Below are 15,913 nucleotides of genomic sequence, written 5' to 3'. Positions count from 1 at the left end.
TAACGAGGGTAATAACATGAAATTAGATAAAGCCACGATAGCTGCATTGGCAGAACATCTGGAAAGTTGCGAGCTGGCTGCGCGGGATACCACCAAAATCACTGACGATCATCCTGAAATGGATTGGGATGATGCTTATGCCATTCAGGATGAAATCAAACGACGCAAGATTGCGCGGGGTTGCAGAATCGTCGGCTTAAAAGCAGGGCTGACCTCACATGCCAAGATGAAACAGATGAGCGTTGACACACCGGTATTTGGCTTTCTGGCAGATTATTTTTCTGTGCCGGAAGGTGGAGAGATCGAAATCTCCAAGCTGATTCATCCGAAAGTCGAACCGGAGATTGCCTTCGTTACCAAGGCAGTGCTGAAGGGGCCTGGCTGCCACATCGGCACGGTATTGGCGGCGACCGATTTCGTGATGCCAGCGATCGAAATCATTGATTCGCGTTACCGCGACTTTAAGTTTGATCTGAAAAGCGTGGTCGCTGATAACTGCTCATCCTCGCGGTTTGTGGTCGGTGGGCGCATCCGTCCGGTCGAAGATCTGGACTTACGGACCCTTGGCATAGTGATGGAAAAAAATGGTGAAGTAGTCGCCCTAGGCGCCGGGGCTGCGGTCCTTGGTCATCCAGCGGCTGCGATCGCGATGTTGGCTAATCTGCTGGGTGAGCGGGGTGAAGAAATTCCGGCGGGAACCTTGATTTTGTCGGGGGCAATTACCGAGGCCGTCAGGGTCAAAGCAGGCGATAACGTTACGTTGCGGGTGCAAGAATTGGGGTCTGTCAGCGTGCGTTTTTCTTGAAAAAATCACTAATATTTTTATAGATGAGGTTGCTATGCCTATTTGCCAAATATATTTACTGGAAGGGCGCACGGTCGAACAAAAGCGCAAGTTGATCGCCAAGATCACGGAGGCGATGCACGAAGCCATTGACGCTAAACCTGAGACAGTACGCGTGATTTTGACAGAGATGCCCAAAGAACATTTCGGTATCGGCGGTAAAAGCGCTGGCGAGCTTGGGCGCTGAGTGAGTTGCTGCGCATGCCGCAGTAGTCTCTAAATCTAAAAAATTTCAATGACACGTTTTTCCTCTTCGATGGAGGGAGAGGGAGAGTGTGTCTGTAAAAAGGAGATCACACACTTCAGTCAAGCACCAGAAAAAAACACAATAAAAATGATCCGATATTAATAATGGGAGACAAGCATGAAAATAAAGAAGATGGCGTATTTGGCGAGCATTGCTATTGCCGCCACAATCATTTCGCAAGCAGCGCTAGCAACTGAAGGCGGCGGTTCAACCTATCCGATGGGAGCTGAAAACTATCTTGTCGGCGCGCTTCCGCCGCCCGGTTTTTACACGCTTTTTTATGCTGAGCACTATACGGCCGATACGCTCAAGGACAATAACGGAAATACCGTCCCGATTAATTTTAAAGTCACTGCAGATGCGTTGATACCGCGATTTGTGTGGGTCACTGGTAACACGTTTCTTGGCGGGCAGGTAGCGCACGCGATACTTATTCCGTTGGTTCGTCTGGATGTGAACGTCAATGGCACCGGCCAAACCAAGACGGGTATTGGCGATCTGGATATCACCGCAGTGGCGCTCGGCTATCACCATAGCAATAAACTGCATAGTGTTCTTGGATTGGATATTTTCGTCCCGACCGGCGACTATGATAAAAATGCGTTAGCCAATATTGGCCGTAACTACTGGACTATTCAGCCAGTATACGCGGTCAGTTATATTGATCCGGCCGGTTGGAATATGGATGCGAAGCTGATGTTTGACTTCAATCTGAAAAATAAGGACACCAACTACACATCGGGAAAAGAACTCCATTTTGACTATTCGGTGGGCTATGGATTTGCCAATAATTGGGTTGCGGGCGTTGGCGGTTACGCTTACAAGCAAATCACGACAGACCAACAAAATGGTATTAACGTGCCGAATAATAAAGGTCAGGCTTTTGCTATCGGACCTTCGATCAAATACGACAATGGCAAAGGCTTTTTTATCACCGCCAAGTATCAACAGGAAATGGATGTTCGCAATCGTCCTGAAGGAAAAGCCTTTTGGATAAAAGCATTACTTCCTTTTTAGATTGTTAGGATGAGGCGGGTCGTATTAGCCGTTTGCGCAAGGTCGTGAGTATCTTAGTTGAAGATAGCAGCATTACCTTGCGCAATGACCTTGCCGCCCGTCTATGCCACCATTTGTTCCCGCTCGCTGCGATGCGCAATGATATGTTCCAACAAATGACCGGCATCTCGCGCAATCCCGGAAAATCTGCCAGATCCCCACGTATATTGCCAAGGCAGGCCCAGGAAATATAAACCCGGTACAGCGGTTATCCCGCGGGTATGGCCGGGATAGCCCTTTTCATCAAAGATGGTCTCTTCAATCCAGCTAAAGTCGGTACGAAAGCCGATGCACCAGATCACGACAGCGATGTTGTCGTTGTCCAGGTGCAGGCTTCGCGGGGTCGCTGCGCTCGGTTCCCAGACTGGCACGTAACGCGCTTCAATTGGCGCATCGATGGCATTCTCTGTAATAAATTTATCGATGTTATTTTTAATGTTTTCAGAGACGGCATCGGCGCTGTCGAGATGCGCCTTTAATGCGTTGCCAAACATGGCGACACCATCAACGATGTCTTCAAAGCGGCCATACAATTGCATGCCTTCTAATGCAAATTTTCGCAAATCGATATCGCGGCCGCCATCGCGTCCGGTGACGTAATGATTGGTTTTTTCACGCACGCCGGTTCCCAAGGGATGGCGTTCGACGGGAAGATCGTAATATTTCATGTTATCCAGCCACTCCACAACATCCTTGCCGCGATAGGTACGCGCCACGCGCGGCGCATCGCCGACACATAAATGCACGCGACGACCAGTCAAATGTAAGTCTTCCGCAATCTGGCAACCGGATTGACCCGTACCGACGACGAGTATTTCACCGGCTGGTAACGACTCTGGATTGACGTAATCGGAAGAATGCAATTGCAGAATATGCGCTGGTAGTTTTTCCGCAGCGGGCGGAAGAATCGGGATGTGATAGCCGCCGATAGCGACCACGACCTGATCTGCGGTTAATGTGCATTGCGATGTTTCGATCTCAAAGATATTTTCCACATTGCGACTCAACCGCGTCACCGCCACGCCTTCTGCTGCAGGCGGTTGGAATGAGGAAATGTATTGATCGATGTAGTCGACGATGTCATCTTTTTTCATGAAGCCGTAAGGGTCGTTACCCGCATAAGGGAAACCTGGCAGCGTGCATTGCCAGTTCGGTGTAACCAGACAAAAGGAGTCCCAGCGCTCGCTGCGCCATGCGTGGCCGAGACGATTTTTTTCTAGGATCAGATGGTCGATACCTTGTTGTTTGAGGTTATAACTCATCGATAGACCGGCTTGGCCGCCACCGATAATAAGTACCGAGTAATGCCGTTGTTGCGAAAAGTGCGGGAGCTGATGCATCGCTATTCTCCAGATAAAAAGTGTTATGAAGGCCGAAAAGCCTCGACCAGAACCAAAGCGTTTTCCTGCGCCGCAAAGCTGTCTGCGGTACGTTCTATCTGGCTGAGTTGATCCATCGCGGATGAACACATGTAGCCGAATTTTTGCTCGACGCGTGCGCTGGCGATGCTCAAGGCAATCCGGCTGCGGTCGACAAAATCGGGTACGGAATAATTTTTTCCGACTTCCAGATAATCTTTGATAACGCGCGATGGTGAATAGCAATCGCTGGTGGAATTGTCCGGCCAGCGGACGCTAAAGTGGACTTCAGGCATGGATGTTCTCCGATTAAAGAATGACGAATGGCGCAATTAATAGCAGCAATTTTTTAGCTGATATGGGCAGTTGCGGCTGTTTCTTGCCGTGTTGGTCCGCAACCAATCAGCGCTTCTTGATTGAAGTCCCACAGTGTTTCAATCGCCGCGCCTTGTTGCAGACGCACGACGTGCGATGCGTCGGTGCGGCCGATAGCGGCGCAGGCAATATCTCGGGCGGAAAAACGTTCTAATACCTGTTCCAGATGTTCATCGGCGACGCTTAACAGAAAGCCAAAGCTGGGAAACGCTGTTAGCCAGCGCTCCAGTGTTACGCCTTCGGGCAGCGGGATGGCGTCAAGGTTAATTGTGGCTCCCAGCGATGAGCATTCCAGCAGCATCAATGCGGTGCCGACCACGCCAGCCATGCTGATATCTTTGCCTGCAGCGGATAGTCCGTCTTCCGCAATGGCAGGTAATAACTCAAGATCGTTGCGCAGCCGGGAAGCGGGCGATCCGGTGCTGGCATCCCAGTAAGCATAGGGTTCATGAAAACGTCCGCGCAAGTCGATGGCAGCGACCAGATGTTCGCCGGGACGTGCATTGAAGCTGGTTAACAGACGCTTGGCACGGCCAATGATCGCCACCGATAATTGCTCACGGTCATTACGGCGATTGCTGTGGCCGCCGACAATCGGCACGTTATAAGCGGTCGAGGCTGCTGCCAGCCCTGCCAATATCGGTTCGGCTGCATCGCCGGGACGACTCCATAACGCATCTACGATAGCAACCGGGCGACCGCCCATGGCATAAATATCGCTGACATTCACCATGACGCCGCAGTAGCCTGCAAACCACGGTTCCTGCATGACAAATTCATTGATAAAACCTTCAATCGCAAACAATAAATAGCCGTTGCCATCTGCATCGGGAATGGCGGCGCAATCATCACCGACCGGCACTGCAGCGGCGCGATCATAGGTCGTGCCTAAGGTGTGCATGACCGCGTTGATATCGCGTTTGTGGGCGATGCCGCGGGATGCGCGCAGCAGGTCGATTAGCGCGGCTAAGTCTGGCGATGCGGAGCTCATACTGCACCAAGCGTCAATACAAAACCGGTGTCGCCATCGTCTATTGGCGGATAGTGGGCCAAGTCAGCTTGCATCAAATGATGAGGGCGGCCATGCACGTCGATTTCTGCCAATGAGGTCCAATGCAGTTTTTTAAACAGCGGCACATTTTGACTTTGCACCTGCGCCAAAAAAATCTTGCAGCCGCGCGCGTGCGCGGTGCCCACTGCCAGTTTAATCAGACCGCTTCCGACTGAGCCGATGCGTCTTGCCTGCGTTGCCACAGCAAGGCGGGAACCGTACCAGACGCCGGGCTCTGACTCGTAAATGCGTACGGTGCCGACGACTTCATCCTGCATGTCAGGTATGCTGAGAATCGCTGCGATAGGCAGGGCGTGCTGATCTATTTCATCTTGATCGTCGCCCTTAAAAATACCTTGTTCGTCGCAAAAAACGGCACGTCGCAAACACCGGGTTGCTTCACGCTCTTGATGGCTGCTCGCGAGTTTTATCCGGACAGTTTTGAGTACAGGGATATCCGTCGTTGGAAGGGCAAAGTCGGTGTTCATGATGGCTTCTTTTCAAAAGTAGACAACGATGAGCAAGCACCGCAGCGCCCGCAACCGGCTTTGATATCGCCAGAGCGCAACCCGCCTGTTTCGAGCATCGCAGCAAGTGGCGTTAGCAGTTCTCGCATGGCCTGTGCTGATGGTGCTGGATGATCTTCTAGCGGCGTTCCTGCAATCGGTACAAACGGCACTACAAAAGGATAGACGCCGATGGCAATCAACTTTTCACACATCTGCAAAATCGCTTCTGGGGTATCGCCAAGACCCGCCAAAATATACGTGCTGACCTGACCATGTCCGAACACTTTTAGCGCACTTTCAAAAGCCTCGAAATAACGTGCAATCGAGACGCTGGCTTTGCCCGGCATAATGCGGGCGCGCACTTCTGGCGTGACCGCTTCCAGATGCATTCCTAGTGAATCAATACCCGCGTCATGCATGCGCTTAAACCAGATATCGTCATCCGGCGGTTCGCATTGCCCCTGTATTGGCAGATTCACGGCGCTCTTTACGGCAAAAGCGCTTTCGCACAAAATCTGCGCGCCGCGATCTGTAGCGTTCGGCGTGCCGGTTGTCATGACCATATGTTTGACGTGATCCAGCAGGACCGCAGCCCGTGCCACTTCCGCCAATTGTTCTGGCGTCTTGCGCAGAATCGTTCGGCCTGCCGCCAGCGATTGTCCGATCGCGCAAAACTGGCAGGATTTACGTCGACTTTCATAGCGGATACAACTTTGCAGTACCGTCGTCGCCAATACATCTGAACCATGCAGCGTCGCGATCCTGGAGTAGGGAATCCCATCCATCGTCTGCAATTTATAGAATCGTGGCTGCCGGGGAAATGAGATCACGCCGACCGACACGCCATCGCGCAGCAACATACTGCTGCCATCGGCCCCCATTGGCGCTGCCACAAATGGCGATGACCATGCGCTGGCGGTATGCACTGGAATCATTACGGTATGACCATCGACTACCACGGCTTTATGGTCGGATGGCCCGGCACCGCCACGGCGACTGGCTGCTCCGGCGTTGGGGTCATTTAATCGCAGGCCCAGAGATTGCAGCTCAGTGATCAGATGCTGGTTCGGTTTGGTAACTGTTTGCATGATGTGCGCTCCCTTGGGTTGGTATGGCGGATGGCGTGACAATCGATTTTTCGGTAGCTGATTTATTCTCAGGAAATAGCTTTGCGACAGGTGCGTGGCTGCGATCATCAATGACCAGACTTAATAATTCTGGCCGCGCATAGTGGCCGACCGAATCCATCATCCGTTTGCGTTTGGTGACCAGCGCCATGTCCAGATCGGCGATGACTATACCTTCGCCGCTACGCAACGGCTCTGCCAGCAGTACGCCTTCGGGCGAGACGATGGCGGTGCAACAACCGCCTCGCAACGCCTTTTGGTTGGCGGGATCAGGCGTGATCGCGAGGATTTGCGCATCGGTCAGCCAGCCGGTCGCGTTGACCACAAAGCAGGCAGCTTCCAGCGCGTGATGACGGATCGTGACTTCCATCTGATCGGCGAATATTTGCCCGACCATCGAGCCGGGAAATTGCGCGCAATGAATTTCTTCGTGCTGCGCCATTAATGCATAGCGGGCCAGTGGGTTGTAATGCTCCCAACATGCCAGCGCGCCTAGGCGACCGACGGCGGTTTGCACGACTTTGAGGCCGCTGGCATCGCCTTGTCCCCAGATCATGCGTTCGTGATAAGTCGGTGTAATTTTTCTGCGTTTCAGGACCAATTCGCCATTAGCGTCAAACACCAGTTGGGTGTTGTACAGCGTGCCATGATCGCGCTCATTAACGCCTAGTACGACCACTACGCCATGACTTCGCGCCAGAGCAGAAACTGCATCTGTTACCGGGCCAGGTACGACGACTGCGCGCTCGTATAACAGCAAGTGTTCAGCACCAGCAGCAAAGGGCGGGCGGACAAACGAAAAATAGGGATAGTAGGGCACAAAGGTTTCAGGAAAAACGATCAATTGCGCACCTTGCGCCGCTGCTTTTTGAATCGCTGAGCAGACTTTATCCAGCGTTCCGCCTGCACTTTCCATATCCGGTGCAATCTGGATTGCCGCTGCACGAACAACCTTTTTTGAAGTGGTATTAGCCATTGTGTTTGCCATCTTTCTTTATCGTTTTTATCGTCCGCCCTGCATGACGCTTACAGCGTCCAGGTATCAAGAATGAATGCGTTTGCGCGGGTATGGATCAGCTTCAAATCCAGCACGTCGAGAGGATTGATGGCGCGAATGCCGGGGATCAGCGACGGTTCGCCGTGACCGTATAACGCTTGCAGCGCGAAACGACAGGCATACACTTTGCCGCCAGCTTCCATGAAAGCAGTTATCCGGTTATTGAAGTTCAGATGACCGGGAAAAGCTTCATCGCCCAATGTCGGAAAACCGCGTTGCAGGCCGAGCGTGACGCCGGGGCCGTACAGCAAGATGGAGGTCTCGTAACCCTTGCGTTGTAGGCGCGTCGCTTGCAACAAATTGACAAAGCCGATCGATCCTTCAAAGGCGACGGTATGAAACGTCACCAGCGCTTTTTCGCCCGGCAATGCTTTGATGTCTTCGAAAACTTTCTCTTCATAATCGACAAAGAAATCACCTTTTACGTGGGCTGCGTGTTTTACCGTTGGCATGTTGATAGCTCCTAATAAATCAGTGGAAAGGCTGGACACATCGAGTGTGCAAGTCGGTCAGACTGCTTGTCGTGACGTCCACATTGAATGCATAGGCTGTGCCATGCAATCGCCATCAGACCTCGAATTGACGGGATAAAAATCCATGCAATCGGACAGCGGAAAAGGTAAACCCGCGCCGCTATTGGGGTTTGCGCGATGGCGTGTTTGACTGACTTTCAGACGGGAAAACACAATCCATACAATTGCCCCATTCAATTCAGGTTTTTGCCATGCACCACGAAGGAATGCCTTGCCGTAAAGCTGTGCGAAAAAGAGCAGGAAATGCGCAATGCTGGTGCGCTAATCGGCCCCTTTTTTTGCTGAGTTGGCTAGTTATTGTATGGAACAAAAAATGCATACATTCGATGTGAGAAAAATTGCTTCAATAGCGATTGATGCAGAAATAATCTGACATTCATCTGACATTCATCTGACATTCATTGGGTATTCATGAGGATGTAACGACATGCCAAAACATCAAAATAGTTGGCTACCGAAGTTAAAAAAAGGCGCTGGTCCGCTGTATCTGAGTATCGCCAATGCGATTGCTGAAGATATCGCGGTAGGCCAATTGGCAGCAGAGCAACGCTTGCCGCCGCAACGCAAACTGGCTGAAATGTTGGGTATCGATTTCACGACGGTGGCGCGGGCCTATACCGAGGCGCATCGGCGCGGTTTGGTCGATTCTGTCGTCGGTCGGGGAACGTTTGTCTGCGGTCGTCGCCGCCCTAAAATTCCTCGGGTATTCGAGGGCCGCCCGAATGTTGATATGTCGATGAATATGCCGCCCGAACCTGTATCCGAAGAATTGCTGACGCTGATGCAAAGCGGTTTTGCCAGCGTTGGTGAGAAGTTAAGGGAATTGCTGCGTTATCAGGATTTTGGCGGCTCGCCGGACGATCGCGAGGCGGGCGCTCTTTGGCTGCGGCGGCGCGGTTTGGTGGTGGGCCATGAACGCTTGCTAGTGGTGCCGGGCGCGCAGGCCGCGTTGCTGGCGGTATTAACGACGTTGGCACCATCCGGCTCGGTCATCTGTTGTGAAGAGTTGACCTATCCGGGATTGCGGGCGCTGGCGGGGCAACTCGGCATTCGTCTGGTGGGCTTGCCGATGGATAACGAAGGTATCGACGCGGTGGCGTTTGCGGCTGCCTGCGCCCAATATGCGCCGAAGGCTTTGTATTGCAATCCGACTTTGCTTAATCCGACTACCATCGTGATGTCGCAAGCGCGGCGGCAGGCGTTGGTGGAAATTGCGCGGCATTATGGCGTGCCGATTATTGAAGATGACGCGTATGGATTTTTGCCACGCGTGACGCCACCGGCAATCGCCAGCATCGGCCCTGACGTAACGTTTTATATCGCGGGGCTGGCGAAATGCGTTGGTGCTGGATTGAGGATTGCTTATCTGGTGGCACCTGACGCGCACGATGCATCGCGGCTGGCCTCGGCATTGCGGGCGACGACGGTAATGGCCTCGCCGATTACCTCAGCGCTGGCAACGCGATGGGTGCGCGATGGCACGGCTGATTTGGCGTTGAACGCGATTCGTAAAGAGTCGATGGCACGGCAAAAGTTAGCGGCGCGGATATTGCCGCCGGGCAGTTATGTCTCGCATCCGGAGGCTTTTCATTTGTGGATTAGTTTGCCGCCATCGTGGGAGCGCAAAGCGTTTGCTGGGCATATGCAGTCTTCCGGTATCGGTGTGGTGGCGAGCGATGCATTTTCAGTGTCGACGCAAGCACCTGAGGCGGTGCGGGTGTGCATCGGCGGAGTGGCTAGTCGGGAAGAGATTCAGCATGCATTGGAGTTGATCGCAGAGGCTTTGCGTAGCGCGCCGTTGATTGCGCCAGCGGTTGTGTGAATCATTGAAGAATGAAATAAAAAAAAGCCCCGGTTTCTTTTGCAAGATACCGGGGCTTTTTAACGGGTTATGACATTACTTGTTGTTAGCCAGCAGACTCAACGCCTTGGCGACACCCGCACCGTAGGCAGCATCGGCCTTGGTGCAATTGTCGATATGTCGTGCCTGAATTTCTTTAGACGCGCCACCAACAGAGCGCGCTGTGTTGTCGAACAACACTTGTTGCTGCGCTGGTGTCATCAGTTGGAACAACGCACGGACTTGCGAGTAATAATCGTCATCCACGCGGTGGTTCCAGTGATCTGCCGCACCTTCCAGCGCCAATGGCGGTTCTGAAAAGTCTGGCTGTTCTTGCCATTCGCCTTTGCTGTTCGGCTCATAGCCGATGGTGCTGCCGGCATTGCTGTCTACGCGCATTGAACCGTCGCGGTGATAGCTATTGACCGGACATCTTGGTGCATTCACCGGAATCTGGTGATGATTCACACCAAGACGGTAGCGTTGCGCATCGCCATACGAAAACAGACGGCCTTGCAACATTTTGTCTGGCGAGAAGCTAATACCCGGCACTACGTTGGCTGGCGAAAATGCGGCTTGCTCAACATCAGCGAAATAGTTGGCAGGATTGCGGTTCAATTCCATCACGCCGACTTCGATCAACGGATAGTCTTTATGTGGCCAGACTTTGGTCAGATCGAAAGGGTTGATGTGGTAAGTTCCCGCATCTTTTTCCGGCATGATTTGAATGAACAATTTCCAGCCCGGAAAATCTTTATTTTCGATACTGTCCAGCAAGTCGCGTTGCGCACTTTCACGATCTGAACCGACCAGCGCAGAGGCTTCTGCATCGGTCATGTTTTCAATGCCTTGCAAGGTTTTGAAAGTGAACTTAACCCAGCTACGTTCGTTCTTGGCATTGATGAAGCTGAATGTATGGCTGCCGAAGCCATGCATGTGACGGTAAGAGCGCGGGATGCCGCGATCGCTCATCACAATCGTGACTTGATGCAGCGCTTCTGGCAGTAATGTCCAGAAATCCCAGTTGTTATCCGCGCTACGCAGATTGGTCTTTGGATCGCGTTTAACAGCGCGATTCAAGTCAGGGAATTTCATTGGGTCACGCAGGAAAAATACTGGCGTATTGTTACCGACCAGATCCCAGTTACCTTCTTCGGTATAAAACTTTAGTGAGAAACCACGGATATCACGTTCCGCATCGGCCGCGCCACGTTCACCAGCGACGGTGGAGAAACGCGCAAACATTTCGGTTTTTTTGCCAATTTCAGAGAATATCTTGGCTTTGGTGTATTGGGTGATGTCGTGCGTGACGGTAAATGTACCGAAAGCGCCAGAGCCTTTGGCATGCATACGACGTTCTGGGATAACTTCGCGGTCGAAATGGGCCAGTTTTTCAAGAAACCATACATCTTGCAATAGGGCCGGTCCGCGTGGGCCAGCAGTTTGAATATTCTGATTGTCGGCTACAGGTGCGCCAGCGGCAGTTGTAAGTTTGTTCATGCTATTCCTTTTGCAGTGCGGGAGGGAGTAATAAGTAAGTCTGCATCATTGTTTAGTCGTTGTTGCCGCTGCTTGCCTATCGTTCGTAATGTCTGCAGTTGGGGCGTCTAGTCTAAATAGCGATGCGGCCTTTCTTAGTGAGTCTGAACGCATTATCAAACATTCTGATAAATAGATAAAATTAATTATATTTACCGGATCGATAGTTTTATTGTTTTTTCGCAATTCCATCAGAGTTGCTGCAACTATCGATGGGGAGAGTGTACACGGTCGGTCGGATAGCGTTGCCTTAAGACAAGTCTTAATAGGCATCAAAGGCCTATTGATGCCACTTTTAAGATATTTCCTATAGTTTGACTATTTTTTGAGAGAGGGCAATGCGCGATGGCAGCGATAGCGGATCGCAAAGTTATCTCGTGTTTAACCTAAGATAGGAGGGCTTCGCGAGCCGTCTTGCAATGACTCAGACCTGTTCCATCAGGCCTTGTGTGCGAATGAATGCTACGACTTTTTCAACGCCGTCACCCGTGCGGAGATTGGTGAAGATAAACGGACGTTCGCCGCGCATGCGTTTGGCGTCGTGTGCCATCACATCCAGATTTGCGCCGACATAGGGTGCCAAATCGGTTTTGTTGATAATCAGTAGATCAGAGCGAGTGATGCCGGGGCCGCCTTTACGCGGGATTTTTTCGCCACCGGCTACGTCGATGACATAAATCGTTAGATCAGATAATTCCGGGCTGAAGGTTGCCGCCAGATTGTCGCCGCCGGATTCTAGAAGAATCAGATCGAGATCGGGGAAATCCGCGCTCATGCGGGCAATGGCTTCGAGATTGATCGATGCATCCTCGCGAATCGCGGTGTGGGGGCAACCGCCGGTTTCCACACCCATCAGGCGCTCGGCTGGCAACGCATCGGCGCGCAGCAGAATTTCCATGTCTTCTTTGGTGTAAATGTCGTTGGTAATAACGGCCATTTCATAGTTGTCACGCATGCTTTTGCATAACATTTCGCATAGCGCCGTCTTGCCGGAACCGACTGGGCCGCCGATGCCGACTCTTAATGGATTGGATGTTGTGGCGTTGTTCATAAAAGGGGAACTCGTTAAAAGTGTTAATTAAGACATCGCAAAGCGCGCTCAGGACCGATATAAACGGCTGTATTGTGTTTCGTGTTGCATTGATAGCAGCGACAAGCCCGGTGACCAGTTGGATAAATCATCGTCGCCCAAATGCTGGGCGTAGGTGGCTGCTATTTCTAGTTCCGATTGTAGCGATAACAACAAGCGCTGACCTGAAACCTGACCTAGCGGCACTGATTTAACGCAGACCAAAACTTGATTTTCAGCCCAGGAAAATAGCATCCCCAGCAGCGCGGCTTCAGGCGGTATGTTTAATGCCACAGCAGCGAAAGCGAATGCCGTCGGCAGCGGTAATTCTGGCTGAGCCTGTAACATCGCTAGCAATGTCGCATCGCCAATGTGCAGATCAATCACCAGTTTGCCTAGCGAATAACCCATCTGAATCGTCTCGGCCCGAAATTCTGCGGTATCGCGTGCGGCAATAAAACGTTCGGTCCAGAGGTTGACTGCATCGGCGTCGCGGCTTTCAAACGCCTGTAACAAGCGCCATAGAACTGGCGCTTCAAAAGTTGCCACGACGTGATGCAAGTGGTCAACAATCCAGGCGCGCGCCGAGGCCTGATCTTTTACCAAGCCTTGTTCCAGCGCCGATTCAAGCCCTTGCGAATAGCTATACGCGCCTATCGGCAGCGATGGGCTGGCGAGTTGCAGAAGATTAAGGAGGGCGGTCGCTTGCATTGGCGTATGTGGCTTAGATTGATGGCTCGGGTTTGTCGCTGGGCCGATGTATTTTTTGGCGCAATGGCACGGGCGCAAGCAAGCCATCGTGATGGTGATGACCGCCGCCATAGGCCCCTGATTCTGGCTCAAAGGCCGCTAATTGTTCAGTGACGGTCGCGCCCAAACCTTCCAGCATTTCGCGTAATACGACATCTTTGCGTATACGTAAAAAACCATCGCCGACTTGTGCTTGCGTGTGGCGATTGCCGAGATGGAAGGCGCAACGTAGCAATGCAAAGGGTGTCGCGCATTCGACCAGATAAGTGGCTTCGTCGGCGGCGATAATTTTGATCACCGCTTGTTTGCCATCGTCATCCTGGCCGGTGATCAGATCGCCGTGGCGCAGGACGGTTCCGCGTACCGTAAATACGCCGACGTCCTGACCGGAGGTAAGCGTTGCGCGCAGACGACTTTTTTCGCGCTGGTCGTAGGGCAATACCAGTTCGCCGTCAATCTGCGCGGCATGGTCGATTTTTGTGTTCAGTGTCAGCATGGAGGATCGAATCAAAATAAAAAGTAACGTTGCGCCATCGGCAAAATGCTGGCCGGTTCGCAGACTAATAGTTCGCCATTGGCGCGGACTTCATAGGTTTCCGGGTCCACTTCCATATGCGGCGTGGCGCTGTTGTGAATCATGTGATGCTTACGCAGATGACGCATATTTTTGACTGCGACCACGGGCTTATTCAATTTCAGCAAGTCGCCGATGCCATCGTCATACGCGGCTTGCGATACGAAGGTCAATGATGTTTTAAGACCGCCGCCATACGCGCCAAACATCATCCGATAGTGGACTGGCTGCGGGGTCGGAATTGACGCATTAGGATCGCCCATTTGCGCCGCCGCGATCATGCCACTTTTCAGAATCATGGATGGTTTAACACCGAAGAAAGCCGGTTTCCATAACACCAGATCGGCAATCTTTCCCACCTCAATCGAGCCGACGACGTGCGAAATGCCGTGCGTGATAGCTGGATTAATCGTGTATTTGGCGATGTAACGTTTAACGCGGAAATTATCGTTGCGGCTGGTATCTTCTGCCAGCGATCCGCGTTGCGTTTTCATTTTGTGCGCGGTTTGCCAGGTGCGCATAATGACTTCACCAACGCGGCCCATTGCTTGAGAATCCGACGACATCATGCTGATCGCGCCGATGTCATGCAAGATATCTTCCGCGGCAATCGTTTCGCGCCGAATGCGTGATTCGGCAAAGGCGATGTCTTCTGCAATCGCTGGGTCGAGATGATGGCAAACCATTAGCATATCGAGATGTTCGTCCAGCGTATTCACCGTGTAGGGGCGCGTTGGGTTGGTCGACGATGGCAGTACATTGCCTTGACCGACGGCAGCGATAATGTCCGGTGCATGTCCGCCGCCCGCGCCTTCGGTATGGAAAGTATGAATGGTGCGATCTTTGAATGCGGCCAGCGTGTGTTCCAGAAAGCCGCCTTCGTTTAAGGTATCGCTATGAATCGCTACCTGTACATCCATGCGGTCGGCGACGTTCAGGCAATTGTCGATGGCAGCAGGGGTTGAACCCCAGTCTTCGTGCAGCTTCAGGCCGATGGCCCCGGCACGGACTTGTTCTTCCAGCGGCGTCGGCAGGCTTACATTGCCTTTGCCTAAAAATCCCAGATTCATCGGGAATGCATCCGCGGCGGATAACATTGCATGTAAATGCCACGGTCCGGGCGTGCAGGTGGTGGCGGCGGTGCCGACTGCCGGTCCGGTGCCACCGCCGAGCATGGTGGTGACGCCGCTCATCAGCGCTTCTTCGATCTGTTGCGGGCAGATGAAATGGATGTGCGAATCGATGCCGCCAGCGGTGACAATCATGCCTTCGCCAGCAATGATTTCAGTGGCCGCGCCGATTGCCATGGTTACATCGGGCTGAATGTCGGGATTGCCTGCTTTGCCGATAGCAGCGATCCTGCCGCTTTTCAGACCGATATCGGCCTTGACGATGCCCCAGTGATCGAGAATAACGGCGTTGGTAATGACGGTATCCATCACGTCGCGATGATTGCGTTGCGACTGGCCCATGCCGTCGCGGATCACCTTGCCGCCGCCGAATTTCACTTCTTCGCCATAGGTGGCGTAATCTTTTTCAATTTCGATGAACAGCGCCGTGTCTGCCAACCGAATGCGGTCGCCGACGGTGGGGCCGAACATTTCGGAATAGGCCTGACGAGAAATTTTGCTCATGTCGCTTCCTTTTCTGTAGGCGCTTGTTCTGGTGTGACTTTTTCCAGCAGCGGGCCCATTACTTTGCCATTGAAGCCATAGACTTTACGTTCACCGCCTAACTCGACCAACTCCACCGTACGTTGCTGACCTGGCTCAAACCGCACAGCTGTACCAGCGGCGATATTCAGTCGCATTCCATAGGCGTCTTCGCGTACGAATAACAAAGCAGGATTGGTTTCGTAAAAGTGATAATGCGAGCCGATCTGAATCGGTCGATCACCGCTGTTGGCGACTAAAATCGTGGTGGTTCTGCGGCCGACATTGAGTTCGATGTCGCCTGCTTCTATCAGCATTTCGCCGGGAATCAT

17 protein-coding genes are annotated in these 15,913 nt (G+C 52.5%); 4 read left to right on the top strand and 13 right to left on the bottom strand.

Going from position 1 to position 15,913, the window contains the following annotated elements:
* The first annotated feature begins 16 nt into the window (after nt 1-16).
* From dmpH to C7W93_RS06075, 3 genes are all read left to right on the top strand, one after another.
* A complete protein-coding gene (gene dmpH, locus C7W93_RS06085) occupies nt 17-805 on the top strand; it encodes a 2-oxo-3-hexenedioate decarboxylase (RefSeq protein WP_108439220.1) in 789 nt (262 codons plus the stop codon).
* A gap of 34 nt (nt 806-839) precedes the next feature.
* The gene (locus C7W93_RS06080) at nt 840-1,031 is read left to right on the top strand and encodes a 2-hydroxymuconate tautomerase (RefSeq protein ID WP_108439219.1); all 192 of its coding nucleotides are present in this window, start codon (nt 840-842) and stop codon (nt 1,029-1,031) included.
* Between the two features lie 177 nt (nt 1,032-1,208).
* Nucleotides 1,209-2,108: a transporter gene (locus C7W93_RS06075; protein ID WP_108439218.1), complete on the top strand. Its 900-nt coding sequence runs from the start codon at nt 1,209-1,211 to the stop codon at nt 2,106-2,108.
* A 101-nt stretch (nt 2,109-2,209) separates the two neighbouring features.
* Here the strand turns inward: C7W93_RS06075 and C7W93_RS06070 are convergent, their stop codons facing one another.
* From C7W93_RS06070 to C7W93_RS06040, 7 genes are read right to left on the bottom strand one after another with little or no spacing between them, the layout of a single operon-like run.
* Nucleotides 2,210-3,487, bottom strand: a complete 1,278-nt coding sequence (locus C7W93_RS06070; protein ID WP_108439217.1) for an MSMEG_0569 family flavin-dependent oxidoreductase — start codon at nt 3,485-3,487, stop codon at nt 2,210-2,212.
* Between the two features lie 23 nt (nt 3,488-3,510).
* The gene (locus C7W93_RS06065; RefSeq protein WP_108439216.1) at nt 3,511-3,801 is read right to left on the bottom strand and encodes an MSMEG_0570 family nitrogen starvation response protein; all 291 of its coding nucleotides are present in this window, start codon (nt 3,799-3,801) and stop codon (nt 3,511-3,513) included.
* A gap of 53 nt (nt 3,802-3,854) precedes the next feature.
* On the bottom strand, nt 3,855-4,871 hold the full coding sequence (locus tag C7W93_RS06060) for a sll0787 family AIR synthase-like protein (RefSeq protein WP_108439215.1): 1,017 nt from the start codon (nt 4,869-4,871) through the stop codon (nt 3,855-3,857).
* Entirely contained in the window at nt 4,868-5,419 is a 552-nt protein-coding gene (locus tag C7W93_RS06055) for an MSMEG_0567/Sll0786 family nitrogen starvation N-acetyltransferase (RefSeq protein WP_108439214.1), read from the bottom strand. Before C7W93_RS06055 ends, C7W93_RS06060 begins: the two co-directional genes overlap by 4 nt.
* Complete coding sequence (locus tag C7W93_RS06050; protein ID WP_201747168.1) at nt 5,416-6,528, bottom strand: MSMEG_0568 family radical SAM protein; 1,113 nt, start codon at nt 6,526-6,528, stop codon at nt 5,416-5,418. The genes C7W93_RS06055 and C7W93_RS06050 overlap by 4 nt, the downstream gene beginning before the upstream one ends.
* Nucleotides 6,488-7,543 carry a Nit6803 family nitrilase gene (locus C7W93_RS06045; protein WP_108439213.1) on the bottom strand — a complete coding sequence of 352 codons (1,056 nt, stop codon included), beginning with the start codon at nt 7,541-7,543 and terminating at the stop codon, nt 6,488-6,490. Before C7W93_RS06045 ends, C7W93_RS06050 begins: the two co-directional genes overlap by 41 nt.
* A gap of 50 nt (nt 7,544-7,593) precedes the next feature.
* A complete protein-coding gene (locus C7W93_RS06040; protein ID WP_108439212.1) occupies nt 7,594-8,076 on the bottom strand; it encodes an MSMEG_0572/Sll0783 family nitrogen starvation response protein in 483 nt (160 codons plus the stop codon).
* 508 nt (nt 8,077-8,584) lie between these two features.
* On the opposite strand from C7W93_RS06040, the gene C7W93_RS06035 reads away from it, so the two are divergent.
* Nucleotides 8,585-9,979 (top strand): PLP-dependent aminotransferase family protein, encoded by a 1,395-nt coding sequence (locus C7W93_RS06035; protein ID WP_108439211.1) that lies wholly within the window; start codon nt 8,585-8,587, stop codon nt 9,977-9,979.
* A gap of 75 nt (nt 9,980-10,054) precedes the next feature.
* Here the strand turns inward: C7W93_RS06035 and C7W93_RS06030 are convergent, their stop codons facing one another.
* The 6 genes from C7W93_RS06030 to C7W93_RS06005 form a co-directional block, all read right to left on the bottom strand.
* Nucleotides 10,055-11,497, bottom strand: a complete 1,443-nt coding sequence (locus tag C7W93_RS06030; RefSeq protein ID WP_108439210.1) for a catalase — start codon at nt 11,495-11,497, stop codon at nt 10,055-10,057.
* Nucleotides 11,498-11,960: 463 nt separating this feature from the next.
* Nucleotides 11,961-12,587 (bottom strand): urease accessory protein UreG, encoded by a 627-nt coding sequence (gene ureG / locus C7W93_RS06025; protein ID WP_108439209.1) that lies wholly within the window; start codon nt 12,585-12,587, stop codon nt 11,961-11,963.
* 48 nt (nt 12,588-12,635) lie between these two features.
* A complete protein-coding gene (locus C7W93_RS06020; RefSeq protein ID WP_108439208.1) occupies nt 12,636-13,316 on the bottom strand; it encodes an urease accessory protein UreF in 681 nt (226 codons plus the stop codon).
* A gap of 13 nt (nt 13,317-13,329) precedes the next feature.
* On the bottom strand, nt 13,330-13,851 hold the full coding sequence (gene ureE / locus C7W93_RS06015) for an urease accessory protein UreE (protein WP_108439207.1): 522 nt from the start codon (nt 13,849-13,851) through the stop codon (nt 13,330-13,332).
* Nucleotides 13,852-13,862: 11 nt separating this feature from the next.
* Nucleotides 13,863-15,563, bottom strand: coding sequence for an urease subunit alpha (gene ureC, locus C7W93_RS06010; protein ID WP_108439206.1), 1,701 nt, complete (start codon nt 15,561-15,563; stop codon nt 13,863-13,865).
* Nucleotides 15,560-15,913, bottom strand: coding sequence for an urease subunit beta (locus C7W93_RS06005; protein ID WP_108439205.1), 354 nt, complete (start codon nt 15,911-15,913; stop codon nt 15,560-15,562). Before C7W93_RS06005 ends, ureC begins: the two co-directional genes overlap by 4 nt.

This window comes from Glaciimonas sp. PCH181 (genome assembly GCF_003056055.1).
Classification (GTDB): Bacteria; Pseudomonadota; Gammaproteobacteria; order Burkholderiales; family Burkholderiaceae_D; genus Glaciimonas.
This window is presented reverse-complemented; position numbering and strand designations above follow the sequence as displayed.

Excerpts from the sequence above, each read along its gene's own strand:
- C7W93_RS06020 (WP_108439208.1), bottom strand. The coding sequence starts at position 13,316 with ATGCAAGCGACCGCCCTCCTTAATCTTCTGCAACTCGCCAGCCCATCG.
- C7W93_RS06030 (WP_108439210.1), bottom strand. The coding sequence starts at position 11,497 with ATGAACAAACTTACAACTGCCGCTGGCGCACCTGTAGCCGACAATCAG.
- ureC (WP_108439206.1), bottom strand. The coding sequence starts at position 15,563 with ATGAGCAAAATTTCTCGTCAGGCCTATTCCGAAATGTTCGGCCCCACC.
- C7W93_RS06005 (WP_108439205.1), bottom strand. The coding sequence starts at position 15,913 with ATGATTCCCGGCGAAATGCTGATAGAAGCAGGCGACATCGAACTCAAT.
- C7W93_RS06075 (WP_108439218.1), top strand. The coding sequence starts at position 1,209 with ATGAAAATAAAGAAGATGGCGTATTTGGCGAGCATTGCTATTGCCGCC.
- C7W93_RS06045 (WP_108439213.1), bottom strand. The coding sequence starts at position 7,543 with ATGGCTAATACCACTTCAAAAAAGGTTGTTCGTGCAGCGGCAATCCAG.
- dmpH (WP_108439220.1), top strand. The coding sequence starts at position 17 with ATGAAATTAGATAAAGCCACGATAGCTGCATTGGCAGAACATCTGGAA.
- C7W93_RS06055 (WP_108439214.1), bottom strand. The coding sequence starts at position 5,419 with ATGAACACCGACTTTGCCCTTCCAACGACGGATATCCCTGTACTCAAA.
- C7W93_RS06065 (WP_108439216.1), bottom strand. The coding sequence starts at position 3,801 with ATGCCTGAAGTCCACTTTAGCGTCCGCTGGCCGGACAATTCCACCAGC.
- C7W93_RS06060 (WP_108439215.1), bottom strand. The coding sequence starts at position 4,871 with ATGAGCTCCGCATCGCCAGACTTAGCCGCGCTAATCGACCTGCTGCGC.
- ureG (WP_108439209.1), bottom strand. The coding sequence starts at position 12,587 with ATGAACAACGCCACAACATCCAATCCATTAAGAGTCGGCATCGGCGGC.
- C7W93_RS06040 (WP_108439212.1), bottom strand. The coding sequence starts at position 8,076 with ATGCCAACGGTAAAACACGCAGCCCACGTAAAAGGTGATTTCTTTGTC.
- C7W93_RS06070 (WP_108439217.1), bottom strand. The coding sequence starts at position 3,487 with ATGCATCAGCTCCCGCACTTTTCGCAACAACGGCATTACTCGGTACTT.
- C7W93_RS06080 (WP_108439219.1), top strand. The coding sequence starts at position 840 with ATGCCTATTTGCCAAATATATTTACTGGAAGGGCGCACGGTCGAACAA.
- ureE (WP_108439207.1), bottom strand. The coding sequence starts at position 13,851 with ATGCTGACACTGAACACAAAAATCGACCATGCCGCGCAGATTGACGGC.
- C7W93_RS06050 (WP_201747168.1), bottom strand. The coding sequence starts at position 6,528 with ATGCAAACAGTTACCAAACCGAACCAGCATCTGATCACTGAGCTGCAA.
- C7W93_RS06035 (WP_108439211.1), top strand. The coding sequence starts at position 8,585 with ATGCCAAAACATCAAAATAGTTGGCTACCGAAGTTAAAAAAAGGCGCT.